15 protein-coding genes are annotated in these 13185 nt (G+C 67.5%); 6 read left to right on the plus strand and 9 right to left on the minus strand.

Going from position 1 to position 13185, the window contains the following annotated elements:
• Nucleotides 1-5 precede the first annotated feature (5 nt).
• From BJF89_RS11740 to BJF89_RS11770, 7 genes are all read right to left on the minus strand, one after another.
• On the minus strand, nucleotides 6-731 hold the full coding sequence (locus BJF89_RS11740) for an urease accessory protein UreF (RefSeq protein ID WP_075815114.1): 726 nt from the start codon (nucleotides 729-731) through the stop codon (nucleotides 6-8).
• A complete protein-coding gene (gene ureC / locus BJF89_RS11745; RefSeq protein WP_075815116.1) occupies nucleotides 731-2452 on the minus strand; it encodes an urease subunit alpha in 1722 nt (573 codons plus the stop codon). Before ureC ends, BJF89_RS11740 begins: the two co-directional genes overlap by 1 nt.
• The gene (locus BJF89_RS11750) at nucleotides 2449-2847 is read right to left on the minus strand and encodes an urease subunit beta (RefSeq protein ID WP_075815118.1); all 399 of its coding nucleotides are present in this window, start codon (nucleotides 2845-2847) and stop codon (nucleotides 2449-2451) included. Before BJF89_RS11750 ends, ureC begins: the two co-directional genes overlap by 4 nt.
• Before the next feature lie 9 nt (nucleotides 2848-2856).
• A complete protein-coding gene (locus BJF89_RS11755; protein WP_075815332.1) occupies nucleotides 2857-3594 on the minus strand; it encodes a hypothetical protein in 738 nt (245 codons plus the stop codon).
• A 2-nt stretch (nucleotides 3595-3596) separates the two neighbouring features.
• Nucleotides 3597-3902: an urease subunit gamma gene (locus BJF89_RS11760; protein ID WP_075815120.1), complete on the minus strand. Its 306-nt coding sequence runs from the start codon at nucleotides 3900-3902 to the stop codon at nucleotides 3597-3599.
• Nucleotides 3903-4077: 175 nt separating this feature from the next.
• On the minus strand, nucleotides 4078-4911 hold the full coding sequence (locus BJF89_RS11765; protein ID WP_075815122.1) for an alpha/beta fold hydrolase: 834 nt from the start codon (nucleotides 4909-4911) through the stop codon (nucleotides 4078-4080).
• Between the two features lie 108 nt (nucleotides 4912-5019).
• Nucleotides 5020-5307: a helix-turn-helix transcriptional regulator gene (locus BJF89_RS11770; protein ID WP_075815334.1), complete on the minus strand. Its 288-nt coding sequence runs from the start codon at nucleotides 5305-5307 to the stop codon at nucleotides 5020-5022.
• 128 nt (nucleotides 5308-5435) lie between these two features.
• Here BJF89_RS11770 and BJF89_RS11775 point away from each other — a divergent pair, with 128 nt between their 5' ends.
• The 6 genes from BJF89_RS11775 (at nucleotide 5436) to BJF89_RS11800 (ending at nucleotide 10434) form a co-directional block, all read left to right on the plus strand.
• Entirely contained in the window at nucleotides 5436-6155 is a 720-nt protein-coding gene (locus BJF89_RS11775; protein ID WP_075815124.1) for an ABC transporter ATP-binding protein, read from the plus strand.
• Nucleotides 6152-6880, plus strand: a complete 729-nt coding sequence (locus tag BJF89_RS11780; RefSeq protein WP_075815126.1) for an ABC transporter permease — start codon at nucleotides 6152-6154, stop codon at nucleotides 6878-6880. The genes BJF89_RS11775 and BJF89_RS11780 overlap by 4 nt, the downstream gene beginning before the upstream one ends.
• Entirely contained in the window at nucleotides 6877-7488 is a 612-nt protein-coding gene (locus BJF89_RS11785; RefSeq protein ID WP_075815128.1) for a TetR family transcriptional regulator, read from the plus strand. The genes BJF89_RS11780 and BJF89_RS11785 overlap by 4 nt, the downstream gene beginning before the upstream one ends.
• 65 nt (nucleotides 7489-7553) lie before the next feature.
• Nucleotides 7554-8672 carry an iron ABC transporter permease gene (locus tag BJF89_RS11790; protein ID WP_255372621.1) on the plus strand — a complete coding sequence of 373 codons (1119 nt, stop codon included), beginning with the start codon at nucleotides 7554-7556 and terminating at the stop codon, nucleotides 8670-8672.
• The gene (locus BJF89_RS11795; protein WP_075815130.1) at nucleotides 8669-9646 is read left to right on the plus strand and encodes an ABC transporter substrate-binding protein; all 978 of its coding nucleotides are present in this window, start codon (nucleotides 8669-8671) and stop codon (nucleotides 9644-9646) included. The genes BJF89_RS11790 and BJF89_RS11795 overlap by 4 nt, the downstream gene beginning before the upstream one ends.
• Nucleotides 9643-10434 (plus strand): ABC transporter ATP-binding protein, encoded by a 792-nt coding sequence (locus tag BJF89_RS11800; protein WP_075815132.1) that lies wholly within the window; start codon nucleotides 9643-9645, stop codon nucleotides 10432-10434. Before BJF89_RS11795 ends, BJF89_RS11800 begins: the two co-directional genes overlap by 4 nt.
• A 48-nt stretch (nucleotides 10435-10482) precedes the next feature.
• Here BJF89_RS11800 and BJF89_RS11805 read toward each other — a convergent pair whose 3' ends face one another.
• Nucleotides 10483-11856, minus strand: coding sequence for a DUF3100 domain-containing protein (locus tag BJF89_RS11805; RefSeq protein ID WP_083650697.1), 1374 nt, complete (start codon nucleotides 11854-11856; stop codon nucleotides 10483-10485).
• Nucleotides 11857-12051: 195 nt separating this feature from the next.
• The gene (locus BJF89_RS11810; RefSeq protein ID WP_075815134.1) at nucleotides 12052-13059 is read right to left on the minus strand and encodes an Lrp/AsnC family transcriptional regulator; all 1008 of its coding nucleotides are present in this window, start codon (nucleotides 13057-13059) and stop codon (nucleotides 12052-12054) included.
• Nucleotides 13060-13185: the final 126 nt, after the last annotated feature.

The following is a 13185-nucleotide window of genomic DNA, read 5'->3' on the forward strand; positions in this document are numbered from 1 at the left end:
CCTCTCTAGCTCATGAACAGTCGTGCGGGGGCGGTCTCGTGCGCGGCGGAGGCCAGGTCACTGCCGGGGCTGGCCCGTCCCACCATGCTCCAGTCGCCGTTGGCGAGAAGCTCTGCGGCGGTACGGACGGCCCGGTCGGCGACCTCCGCGATCACCGGGTGTGCGGCGGTGATGGCGACCTGGGCACCGATGTGGTCACACTGACGCAGCCGCAGCGCCGCACCAGCCCATCCGACGGCGAGACCGGTGAGTTCGGTGGCGACAGCGGTTGCTGCATCCAACCCGTGGCACGCGTGTATCAGACCGGCGGCGACAGCCTGGTTCCCGGGAGCCTCCTTGGCTGCGACCGCCGCGGCGTACTCCCGGAGGGCCACCGGCTGATCCTCACCAAGCCGGTCGGCGACCTGAGCGGTGACCTGCAGAAGCTGGCGCCCCACCCGGGACGACGCACGCCGGAGTTCGCCGGTGACCTTCGTCGCGGCGAGTTCATGGTCCAGGGTGACCAGGGTGGCGAGGTCGTCCGTCATCACCGCGGCCGCCGTCGCCACACCGTCACCGGGCCCGGCGGTGTGGCGCAGATGGTCGGTCAGCACGTCCGTGACCTGCTGCGTCCCACGGACCCGTCCGGCCTGCACCAGCCCCTCCAGTCCGTGGGACAGGGTGTAGCGTCCCGACGGGTAGGCGGAGTCTGCGTAGGTCAGGGCCTGCAGGAACGGGAGCATCGGGAGCATCAGAACAAGAAGAACTTCTGCGCCAGCGGCAGTGTGGTCGCCGGGGCGATCGTTGCGGCGACGCCGTCGACGGTGACCTCGTAGGTGTCCGGGTCCACGGCGATGTCGGCGAGACGGTCATTGCGGACCATGTCCTCCTTGCCGATGTCACGGGTGCCGGTCACCGGCAGGACGGTCGAGGTCAGTCCGAGTTGTTCGGGGACGCCCGCCGCGATCGCCGCGGCGGACATGAACGTCACCCGGGTGCTCTGCAGGGCCGTCCCGTAGTTGGCGAACTGGTCACGGTAGAGGACTGGCTGCGGGGTGGCCAGGGACGCGTTCGGGTCACCCATCTGCGCGTAGGCGATACGCCCCTGACGCAGCACCAGGCGGGGCTTCGCGGCGAAGGAGTCGACCGGCCACAGCACCAGGTCGGCCAGTTTGCCCGGCTCGATACTGCCGACGTAACCGCCGATGCCCTGGGCGATCGCCGGGTTGACCGTCATCTTCGCCAGGTAGCGCAGCACCCGGTTGTTGTCGGCACCGGTACCGGCGTCCCCGTCCAGTTCACCGAGCTGCTCCCGGCAGTGGTGGGCGGTCTGGAACGCGCGGATCCAGGACTCGCCGACCCGCCCCATCGCCTGGGAGTCGGAGCTGAAGATGCTGATGATGCCGAGGTCGTGGAGCACGGTCTCCGCGGCGATCGTCTCGGCGCGCACCCGGGAGTCCGCGAAGGCCACATCCTCCGGAATGTCGTGCGAGAGGTGGTGGCAGACCATCACCATGTCCAGCAGCTCTTCCACGGAATTCACCGTGTACGGCAACGTGGGGTTGGTGGAGGCCGGCAGGACATTCGGCATGCCCGTGACCCGCAGGATGTCGGGCGCGTGGCCTCCGCCGGCCCCCTCCGAATGGAAGGTGTGCACAGGACGTCCCTTGAACGCGCGGGCGGTGGACTCGAAGAAGCCGCCTTCGTTGAGGGTGTCGGTGTGGATGGCGAGCTGGACGTCGAATTCGTCGCAGACGTCCATGGCGTTGCGGATGTTCGCCGGAGTCGCGCCCCAGTCCTCGTGGATCTTCAGCCCGGCGGCCCCTCCACGGATCTGCGCGGCCAGTGCGTCCGGAAGCGCGCCGGAACCCTTGCCGAGGAAGCCGGTGTTCACCGGCATGCCCTCAGCGGCCCGCAGCATGAACTGCACGCCGGACGCCCCGGGCGTGCAGGTGGTGCCGAGGGTGCCCTCGGCCGGTCCGGTGCCGCCACCGAAGAAGGTGGTGATGCCGTTGGCCAGGCCGTGCTCGGCCTGCTGCGGGGTGATGTAGTGGATGTGGGTGTCCACGCCCCCGGCGGTGAGGATGCGGTGCTCACCGGCGATGACCTCGGTACCTGGCCCGATGACCAGGTCGGGGTCGACACCGTCCTGCGTGTTGGGGTTGCCTGCCTTGCCGATCTTCACGATGCGGCCGTCGCGGATGCCGACATCACCTTTGACGACACCGACCACCGCGTCGAGGACGATGGCGCCGGTGATGACGGTGTCCAGGGCGTTCCCGACGGCGGTGGGGTCCTGGGCCATGCCGTCACGCACCGCCTTGCCGCCGCCGTACACGGACTCGTCACCGTAGGAGTCGGCGAGATAGTCGCAGTCGATGCGCACCTGCAGGCACGTGTCCGCCAGGGTGACGGTGTCACCGGTGGTCGGGCCGTAGATCTCGGTGTAGCGGGACCGGTCGATGGTGCTCATGGGAGGATCTCCAGCTCATCGTTGGTGGCGAGGAAGCCCGGCAGGTTCTCCAGGGCGCGGGCTTTCACCGCCGGATCGTCGAGGCACCCTTCGACCAGTCCCGCGAAACCGTGCAGGATGCGCCGACCACCGAAGTCCACCAGGGTGACCTCGCGGGAATCGCCCGGTTCGAAGCGCACCGCCAGTCCCGAGGGAATGTCCAGATGCATGCCCCACGCCGCCTCACGGTCGACGCTGAGGGCCGGGTTGACCTCGAAGAAATGGTAGTGGGAGCCCACCTGGACGGCCCGGTCACCGGTGTTCGACACCCGGAGGGTCCTGGTGGCACGCCCCGGGTTCAGCTCGACCACCGACGGCTGGTCTGAGGCCTGACCGTAGCTGACGGATCCGGACATGGGGCTCTCCTAGTGGTGGTGGGAGTGGGAATGGCTGTGCGGGTGGGAGTGCGTGTGCCCGTCCTCGTCGCCGTGCGAGTGGGCGAAACCGGTGGCGTGGTCCGCGAGCAGACCCGCAGCGATGCCGTCGTCATGATGATCACGAAGCAGGTGCAGCGCGGTGTGCGATGCACGTTGTACGGCGGTGGCCAGGGACGACGGCCGGAACAACGGGGCCCCATGATCCGCGCCCAGATCAGCACGGATCTCCGCGACACCCGTGGCACCGAGGAGACGGAGGCGCTCGCGCGCGGTGTCCGGTGACGGCCACGACCCCTCGAAGGTGACCTCCACCAGGAGATTCTCGGAGAACTGCTGGGCGAGCCGCACCCGGCGCAGCAGTTCTGCGTCGGCGAACGGGTCGACGGTGTTCGCACGGAACAGGACACCGTCGTGCGACACCGCCGCAGCACGCAGGTGGCGCCGCATCTCGGCGACGGCGCGGGTCGCGTCGATCAGTGACGGTCCGAGCACGACCTGCGTCCCGGAACGCCGCGCCCACTGCAACGCCTGGGCGGCCTGGGTGACCGACGTCAGCGCGCGCCCCGTCCCCGCCGGAATGACCACCAGCGGAACGTCCTGCGTGCGAACCTCTTCGGCGTGGCGGGAAAGACCGCGGGGGCCGGTGACCACCGGCACCCCCGTGGCGTCCTGCAGGGCGGACGGGGTCGGCGCCTCGGGGCCGGCGTAGAGGACGGTGACGCTCACGGTCACATCCCGATCGGGTCGTGGACGCTGACGAGTTTCGTACCGTCGGGGAACGTGGCCTCGACCTGGATCAGGGTCAGTCGTTCACGGACTCCGTCCTGCACGTCGTCGCTGCCGAGGACCTGTGTACCGATCTCCATGGCTTCGGCCACGGTCCTGCCGTCCCGCGCGGCCTCGATGACTGCCTCGCTGATCAGCGCGGTGGCTTCGGGCACGTTGAGGGCGAGTCCCCGGGCCTGCCGTCTGCGGCTGACGTCGGCGGCGGTGAAGATGAGGAGCTTCTCCTGCTCCCGGGGACTGAGTTCCACGATGCGTCCTTCTGTGCGTGCTGATGTGCATCGGCCGATGGGCCTACCTGTCCAACGGTAGCGAAGCACAGCGTGCCTGGGGACAGTACGACGCAGGTTTTACCCGGCGGAAACACTGCGGGGGTGCAGTCACTGGTGCGGTGGCTCAGGTGCCTGCAGGGTGGGGCAGGACAACTCAGTCCGCGAGGAACTCCAGCAGCGACGCATTGAATTCGGCGGCGTGGCTGGCGTTCAACCCGTGCGGCGCACCTTCGATCACGGTGGTGCGGGTATGCGGCACAATGTCGGCGGTGCGCTTACCCGATCCCTCGAACGGCACGATGTCGTCCGAATCACCGTGGATGATGAGCGTGGGGACCTCGATCTTCGGCAGATCCTCGCGGAAATCGGTGGTCCCGAAGGCCTCCATGCAGCCCAGCGCAGCGGTCTGGTCGCTCTGCTGCGCCATGCGCACCGCGTCCTTCCTGGTCTCCTCGCTGACCTTGAGGTCATCCCCGACGGAGAAGAATCCGGTGGTGAAGTCCTCGAAGAAGGCGTCGCGGTCCGCACGCAGACCGTCCTCCATTTCCTTGGCGGCCTCTTCAGTGAGTGGGCCGTCCGGATTGTCGTCCGTCTTCAGCAGGTACGGCGGCACCGCACCGGCGAAGACGACGCTGCGGATGCGCGAGGTGTCACCGACGCTGAAGTAGCGTGCCACCTCACCGCCGCCCATGGAGAACCCGACGAGGGTGACGTCGGTGAGGTCGAGTCCGGCCAGCACGTCCTCCAGGTCCTTGGCGAGGGTGTCGTACTCGTAACCGGAGTCGGGCTTGTCGGACCGTCCGAAACCGCGACGGTCGTAGGCGACAACCCGGTAACCGTTCTTGCGCAGGACCGATGTCTGTGCCGACCAGGACTCCGCCGACAGGGGCCAGCCGTGGATCAGGACGACGGTACGCCCCAGGTCCCCTGACTCTCCGCTGTCGTCGACGTGCAGGTTCACACCGTCGCGCGTGGTGATCGTGCTCATGTCCGTAAGCCTCCTCGGTGAGAGTTCGGTTGCCACACCGAGAGTACGTGCTCTGCGGGCGCGTGTGGGGTGCCCTGGTCAGCTCGGTTCAGCGCGGGTCAGTACGGTTCAGTGCGCGTGCGTCCCGCCGAAGTGGTGCAGCAACCGGTGCACACGTTCATCGGTGAGTGCGTACCGCATCATCCGTCCGTCGCGCGTCGCCGTCACCACACCCGCGGTGGTCAGGAGCCGCAACGCCGCGGACGCCGTCGCCGTCTTCACCCCGGCGCGTGCAGCGAGTTCGGACATGCTCAGCGTGCCGGGCCCGACGTAGTGCAGGACGGTGAGGAGTCTCAGCCTCGTCTGATCGCCGAGAAGGCGGAACGTCTCCGCCCACTCGTCGGAGAGCGCACGCATACGGGAGAGATCAGCGTCATGAGCTGCATGCTCCCTGTTCCTCTCCGCGGCACCGTCCATGTCTCTGCACTGTAGCGGAACGACGAGAGGTATTGCCCCGCATTCTCCGTCGGCGCTATATTAAACGTATGTTGAATAAAACCGCAGTCGAGATCACGGACCTCCACGTGACGCGCGGAAAACACCACGTCCTCACCGGATTCAACCTCCGTGTGCCCAACGGCTCCATCACCGGGATCCTCGGCCCGAGCGGGTGCGGCAAGAGCACGTTGATCCGCGCCATCGCCGGAGTACAGGTCATCCGGTCCGGCGATGTCACCGTCCTGGGCCAGTCGGCCGGCAGCGCAGCCAACCGGGAGAAGGTCGCCTACGTGACCCAGGCGAGCTCCGTCTACCCGGACCTGACCGTGGAACAGAACCTCCGCTACTTCGCGCGGATCAGCGGGGCGGACCACACCGCCGTCGCCCAGGCCCTCCACGACGTCGGACTGACCGGGCGTGAACACGACCTGACCGGAAACCTCTCCGGCGGGCAACGCACCCGGGTGTCCCTCGCCGCGGCGTTCGTCGGCGACGCCGAGGTGTACCTCCTCGACGAACCGACCGTCGGCCTCGACCCGGTCCTGCGCCGCGACCTCTGGACGCTGTTCACCGGCCTGGCGCAGGACGGGAAGACGCTCCTGGTCTCCAGCCACGTCATGGACGAGGCCGCACGCTGCGACCGTGTCGTGCTGATGCGTGAAGGACAGCTCATCGCCGACGCGACCCCGGATGAACTCCGGAAGGACACCGGACAGGACGACCTGGAGCAGGCTTTCCTGACTCTGGCAGAGAGGGACGCGTCATGAACCGCGCACTCGCCACCGCCCGCCGCGTCGGCGCACAGCTCTTCCACGATCCCCGGAGCCTGTCACTCGTCCTGGCGCTTCCGTCCCTGCTCCTGTGGCTGTTCAAGTACGTTTTCGACGCCAACCCCGAGATGTTCCACCGTGTGGGCCCGCAGATGCTGGGACTGTTTCCGTTCATCATCATGTTCCTGTTGACCTCGGTGACCATGGTCCGGGAACGGACCTCAGGGACGCTGGAACGGCTGCTGAGCACCCGTCTCCGCCGCGGCGAGTTCATCGCCGGCTACGCCCTCGCCTTCGGGACCGCCGGACTCGTCCAGGCCGCGGTCACCTCCGCCGTCGGCATCTGGCTGCTCGACCTGGACGTGGCCACCCCCTGGATCCTGGGCGTCTTCGCGGTGGCGAACGCATTGCTCGGGACAGGCCTGGGACTACTCGCCTCAGCGTTCGCCCGGACCGAGTTCCAGGCCGTGCAGTTCATGCCGTTGGTGGTGATACCCCAGTTGCTGTTGTGCGGTCTGCTCACCCCACGTGACACGATGGCCACCGTGTTGACCCGCATATCCGATGTCCTGCCGCTGAGTTACTCCGCGGACTCCTTCACCCGCCTCACACAGTCCGGTGGATGGAACGGCGACTTCGCCGTCGACCTGACGGTGGTACTGGCCTTCGCTCTGGCGTCGGTCGCCCTGGCCGCCCTGACACTGCGACGGCGTACAGCGTGAGCGCGGAACGCAGCCCCCGCGGACGGGGACGCCCACGCGGCGGAGATCCGGCACTGACCCGGCAGACCATCATCGACGTCGCCCGGGCCCAGTTCGCCGAACGCGGCTTCCGCGGAGCGTCTGTCCGCTCCATCGCCGGCGCTGCGGGAGTCGACCCGAGTCTGATCAACCATCATTTCGGCGACAAGGCCAACCTGCTCGTGGCAACCATGGCGTTGCCGTTCAACCCGCTCGAGAAGATCGCTGGTGTCCTCGACGGGCCGCTGGACGGGCTCGGGAACCGGCTCGTCCGGACGTTCTGCGAGTCCTGGGATCCGCACCGTGACGTGTTCACCGCTGCCGTCCGGAGCACCTTCGACGGCAGTCTGGAGAACGCCCCGCTACTCAACTTCGCCCAGAGCGTGGTGACGGAGAGATTCACCGCGCGTCTCGAGGGGCCCGACGGGCAACTGAGGGCCTCACTGATCGCGAGTCAACTGACCGGCCTGGCCCTGATGCGTTATGTTGCCCGGATCGAACCTCTCGCGAGCACCTGCATCGACGATGTCGTCGCCGCCTACGCGCCTGCGTTGCAGGCGAACATCACCCCGGAGATTTCCGGCAGGTAAAACCTTCATTCAAACGTTCATTTGAACGTGCGAATGAGATGTCCGGGGCAGTAGCGTGAACCCCTGTGACCATCCGAGCCCGCTCCGCAGTAACGACAACCGGCACCGTGGACCGCGACACCCTCGGGCATGGCGCGGCGCGGCGCCGGACAGCACTCTGGACGACAGTTCTCACCGTCGCACTTCTAGTAACTCTGGTGCTCAGCGTCGGCGTAGGCCCGGTCTCCATTTCCCCCCTCGACTCCGCACGCATCCTCTCCCACCATCTCTTCGGCACCGCACTCGACATGCCGGACGGCACAGACCTCTCCCGCCATGACGCCGTGATCTGGACGATCAGGACGCCCCGCGCCGTCCTCGCCGCGACGGTCGGCGCCGGTCTCGCCGTCGCCGGGGCGATCCTGCAGGCCACGGTGCGCAACATCCTCGCCGACCCCTACGTCCTCGGTGTGAACTCCGGGGCGTCCGTCGGCGCCGCCGCCGCCATACTCACCGGCGTGGGTGCCGGCTTCGGCGACTACGCCCTCCAGTCCAGTGCCTTCCTCGGGGCGACCGTGGCGTCCCTCATCGTCTTCGGCGTCGCCCGCTCCGCCGGCCGGCTCACCGCCACCCGTCTGATCATGGCCGGCGTCGCCGTCGGTTACGCCCTGTCGGCGGTGACCAGCTTCATGATCTTCGCCTCCGACTCGGCGGAATCGTCCCGGTCGGTGATGTTCTGGCTGCTCGGTTCCCTCGGGCTGGCGTCCTGGTCCGGCCCACTGGCCGCCGTGGTTGTCGTCATCCTTCTGGTGACGGCGGTGCTCCTGGTCATCGCTCCTCGAGTGGACGCCCTGGCCGCTGGCGACGACACCGCCCTCACGCTGGGCATTCACCCGGACCGCCTGCGCGTCGTCCTCCTGATTCTCTCGTGCCTCCTCGTCGGCACGGTCGTGGCGATGGCCGGATCCATCGGCTTCGTCGGTCTCGTCGTCCCCCACCTCGCCCGACGGCTCGTCGGTGGTGCACACCGCTCGAACGTCCCCGTCGCCGCCCTGCTCGGCGCGATCCTGCTGTGCTGGGCCGACATCGGCTCACGCACGCTGCTCGCGCCACAGGAAATCCCCGTCGGCATCATCACCGCCATCGTCGGCGCACCCTTCCTCCTCCTTCTCGTCCACCGCATGCACCAGGGAGTCCAAGCATGACACGCACCACAACAACCACCCTGTCCACCGCATCAGTCGTCCTGGCGGCATCACTGCTCCTGGCATCATGCTCCCAGGCAGAGGAGACAGCGGCGACGACGGTCGACAACTGCGGTGACACCGTCACCCTCGACGGTGTGCCGGACAACGTCACCCTGCTGAAACCCGCCGCGGTGAGCACCCTCAGCGCCCTCGGCGTCCTCGACCACGTCACCCACCGGGCCGGTCAGTACCCCACCGAGTACTACGACGACGCCACCAACGCCACCCTGGACGGCATCCCCTCGATCACCGACCGCACCGACGACTCCGGGCACCTGCAGATCTCGCGTGAAGAGGTCGTCGCCTCGGGTGCCGATCTTGTGTTGGGCGAGACCGACACCGTCAACCGCCAGACCCTGGCCAGCTCCGACATCCCGCTCATCGAGGAACCCGCGTTCTGCGGAGCGATCGACGGCGACGTCACCTGGGACGACGTCTGGGACCAGATCCGACTCTACGGCACCGTCTTCAACCGTCCGGACCAGGCCACAGCTCTCGTCGACGATCTGCAACGCCGTCTGGACACCGCTCAGGAGGCGTCGAACGCCGCGGGCACGGGACGCAGTGTCGCCGTCCTGTACCCCACCGTCGGCGGCGGAGTGACCTACGCCTACGGCACCGGCTCGATGGCCGCCCCCGTGGTCGCTGCGACAGGGGCGTCCAACGTCTACGACGATCAGAGCGAGCGGGTCTTCGACGTCACCGCCGAGGACATCGTCGACCGTGACCCCGACGTGATCGTCGCCCTGTACAGCTCCGGCGACAGCCGGGACATCGTCGACGAGGTCAACCGTCTTCCCGGTATCGACCGCACCACCGCCGGCCGCGACCAGCGGATTCTGCCGATGCTGCTCAACTACGCCGAACCACCGACGCCACTCGCCCTGGACGGCGTGGACACGCTGAACGAGTACCTGCGGGAGCACCCGTGATCACCGCAGAGAACATCCGGGTCACCTACGCCGGACACCCCGTCATCGACGACGTCTCCCTCACCGTGCCCTCCACCGGCACGCTCGGCCTCGTCGGCCCCAACGGTTCGGGGAAGACCACGCTGCTGCGTGCCCTCTACGGGGCGGCACCACTGACGGCCGGGCGCGTCCTGCTCGACGGCGACGACATCGCCACGACACGGCGACGCGACATCGCCACCCGGATCGCCGTCGTCGCTCAGGAACGTGACGCCGCCTCCTCCGGCATACCGATGAGCGTCGCCGACCTGGTGATGCTCGGACGACTTCCCCACCAGGGATTCGGGGCGCGCACCACCGGCCACGACCGGGCCGTCGTCGGTGGTGCACTCGACGCCGTCGGGCTCACCGACCTCGCCCGCCGCGACCTGAACGGTCTCTCCGGCGGTGAACACCAGCGTGCCCTCATCGCCCGGGCACTGGCCCAGCAGACCCCCCACATCCTCCTCGACGAACCGACGAACCACCTCGACATCCGCTACCAGCACGACATCCTCGAACTGGTCAGCGGGCTTCCCGGTTCCGCCGTCGTGCTCCACGACCTGAACCTCGCCGCCCGCTACTGCGACCGCATCGTCGTCCTGGAGGACGGCCACGTCGTCGCCGACGGTTCCCCGGACGAGGTGCTCGTCCCGGACATCCTGGAGCCGGTGTATCAACGTCCGGTGACCAGGGTCGACATCGGCGGCGAGATCACCCTGGTCTTCCCCCGGACCGCGCAGAATGTTTCTAGCCACGTGCACATGTAGTCGAGAAATACGTGCACTTCACTAGAACAATCTGCGGCACGGGTGCGCCTACCCGATGATCTGGAGCACGCCTTCGGCAATGACGGTCGACGCCAGGTAGGTCGCGACGATGACCACGATCCCGACAGGGATGATCTTCCACCCGATCTGGCGGAGCAACGGCAGGTCCTTGCCGATACTCAGGCCAGCCACCGACAGCATCATGGTGATCACCGCAAGGAAGTCCACACTCTCAGAGACCTGCAGCAGCCACGAGGACACCGGTGACGCCGGAATCGTCAGCAGCGTCCCGACCGTGATCACGATGATGATCGCCGGCGCCTTCCCCTTCGTGATCCGGGCGACCCAGATCCCGGCTGCGGTGAGCAGGGCCATGGCGAGGTAGGTGATCACCATGTCCCAGGAGAACCCACCGGTCGAGACGACGGAGACGACGACCCCGGCAACGCTGATCATCGACAGTGAGATCCACAGGGGCATCTTCACGATCGGCGCATCCGTCACAGCGGACGCCAGGTCGACCGATGTCTTCAGCACCTTGTCGGCGCTGACTGCCTTCTTGTCGTCCTTCGCGCTCTGACGGCGGGTGAGGAAGCGGTAGAACCGGCCGGCCAGCGGCAGGGCCACCCAGATGCCCAGGTACGCACCGGCGATGGAGGCGATGAGGTTCGCCGTCGTACTGAGCGCGAGAATCTGGTCGGCGAACTCCGGGTGTGCCGCAGTCACCGACGCCGACCCTGCGGCCATCATCGACCCCGACCCCACACCGGCACCCATCGCCAGGGCACGCCAGTCGAAGATCCCCAGGGAGGACGCCAACGACGCGATGAGACTGATGATCACGGCACCGAACACCGACCCGAAGATGTACATCGACAGCACACCCCGGTACTGCTGCGAGTTCGGCCCGAACCGCTCGGTCACCATGGCGAAGGCACCTTCACGGTCGATCGAGAACGTGGCGCCCACCGTGGCGGACCCCATGCGCAGCATCACCGCCAGGGGCAGTGCGAGGCAGATCGGTCCCACGATGTTGCCGATCTCCTGCAGGAGGAGTGCAGGCCCGGCGTCGAGGAGGAACGGAATGTTCGGCCCCAGCGTGAACGACAGGCGGGCGACAAGTACCAGCACCGCCACACCCATGACCGCATTCGCCACATGCTGGAGGTCCAGCGGCAGGCGCCGGATCCGCTGTGTCGAGATCCCCACCCCCATCGCCAACGCCCAGATCATCGGGAGCAGGGACAGTGCGGCGAAACCCAGCGAGATCTCCACTGGCCCGATGAACTGGGCGATCGCCGCGATGACGATGATGAGCCCGGCCAGGATCCAGAGGCCGGGACTACGGAGTGTCGGGGCGATGATGCGCGGCGGACTGGGCTCACTCGTGGCGGCCGGGGCCTCCACAGGCTTGTTACTCATGTCTGGTTCTCTTCTCGTGGTGAGTTCACCGGTCAGTCGGCGCCGGGAGGGGTGTCATCCCGAGGTCGTCACGTGCCGCCTGCCCGTCCCCGGTGCGGGGATGGCGCGAAAGTACGTGACCCAACACACAAACACGTGCAGATGCAGGAAATGACGTCAAGAGGTCCGAGATCGCAGGATCTGACATGAGCCCCGTCAGGGCATCGGAACTGTCCGTCCCGTGGCGTCACTGTTGTCGTCGAGGACATGACCGAGGTGCTTCAGAGACCGCAGCACCACTGACCGGTCGACGATCCGGACTCCCGGCAGCCGCTCCTCGAGGACCGCCTCCAGTTTGTTCACCTCCAGCAGCGAACGAAGCCATGCCGCCATGATCACGTTGTACTCACCCGTCGCCGTGACCACCAGACGGGCCTCATCGATCTTGCTGAGCAACGGCCCGACCCTGGACACCTTGTCCGCCGGCACCTGGAGGAAGTACCACACCGACACCGGCCACGGGGTCCGCGACCGTGCGACGTCCACGCGGACCTTGTACCGGTCCGTGGCGGTCATCGCCGCCACGACCTCGCGGGCCTTACGTGCGGTGATGCCCGCCGCCTCCGCCACCTCAGCAGACGAGGCCCTCCCGTCCACCGCCAGCACCTCGCGGACCTTCTCCAGTTCATCGGGGTTCAGTCGTGGCATCGCCGCACCGGTACCGCCGGGCGCAGTACGCCCGGCGATCGCCGACACCTCGTCCCGGGAGAGGGCCCGCAGACGCCACTCGCGGGCGTCAGCGACGATCTGGGAGACCAGGTGCGTGCGCACACGGCGCACCCCGTCCAGGTCCTGGATGTGCTCAAGGGTCCAGTGCGCCAACGCCGAGGTGTCCGGGGTCAGCAGGCTGAGCATGATGTCACGGGCACCGGCGGTGAGGTCGATCGTGAACGCCCCGCGCTCCTCCACCAACGCCTCCGCCACCTGCATGGTCCGCCCCGGCTGACATTCGATTTCGATGAGGGAGAACACCGCGTCGGGATCCCACCCGTACCCCGTCACATAGACGGCCCCCTGCCGTCTGAGATGCGACCACCGGCGGGCGAGAGTGACCGGGTCCGCACCGACAACGGGCGCCAGCGCCGCCCACGCTGCACGCGGAGCCACCTGAACGGCGTGAACTAGCCGTTCATCCAGAGCATCCAGTGTCATTTCCTGCGTCATCTGACCATTTTCCGTCGATTTCCTGCTCTACGGCCTGAAGGTTCCAGCGCCTCACTACCTTATGCTCACACTACGCCTGACGTGCGCGCCCACCACGGTGACCACCGACCCTCTTTTCAAGGAGCC

It is taken from the genome of Corynebacterium sp. CNJ-954 (assembly GCF_001942345.1).
Lineage (GTDB): Bacteria > Actinomycetota > Actinomycetes > Mycobacteriales > Mycobacteriaceae > Corynebacterium.

What these genes read in the sequence shown, in the direction of transcription:
- BJF89_RS11740 (WP_075815114.1), bottom strand. Translation starts at nt 731, where the DNA reads ATGCTCCCGATGCTCCCGTTCCTGCAGGCCCTGACCTACGCAGACTCC.
- ureC (WP_075815116.1), bottom strand. Translation starts at nt 2,452, where the DNA reads ATGAGCACCATCGACCGGTCCCGCTACACCGAGATCTACGGCCCGACC.
- BJF89_RS11750 (WP_075815118.1), bottom strand. Translation starts at nt 2,847, where the DNA reads ATGTCCGGATCCGTCAGCTACGGTCAGGCCTCAGACCAGCCGTCGGTG.
- BJF89_RS11765 (WP_075815122.1), bottom strand. Translation starts at nt 4,911, where the DNA reads ATGAGCACGATCACCACGCGCGACGGTGTGAACCTGCACGTCGACGAC.
- BJF89_RS11770 (WP_075815334.1), bottom strand. Translation starts at nt 5,307, where the DNA reads ATGCGTGCGCTCTCCGACGAGTGGGCGGAGACGTTCCGCCTTCTCGGC.
- BJF89_RS11775 (WP_075815124.1), top strand. Translation starts at nt 5,436, where the DNA reads ATGTTGAATAAAACCGCAGTCGAGATCACGGACCTCCACGTGACGCGC.
- BJF89_RS11780 (WP_075815126.1), top strand. Translation starts at nt 6,152, where the DNA reads ATGAACCGCGCACTCGCCACCGCCCGCCGCGTCGGCGCACAGCTCTTC.
- BJF89_RS11795 (WP_075815130.1), top strand. Translation starts at nt 8,669, where the DNA reads ATGACACGCACCACAACAACCACCCTGTCCACCGCATCAGTCGTCCTG.
- BJF89_RS11805 (WP_083650697.1), bottom strand. Translation starts at nt 11,856, where the DNA reads ATGAGTAACAAGCCTGTGGAGGCCCCGGCCGCCACGAGTGAGCCCAGT.
- BJF89_RS11810 (WP_075815134.1), bottom strand. Translation starts at nt 13,059, where the DNA reads ATGACGCAGGAAATGACACTGGATGCTCTGGATGAACGGCTAGTTCAC.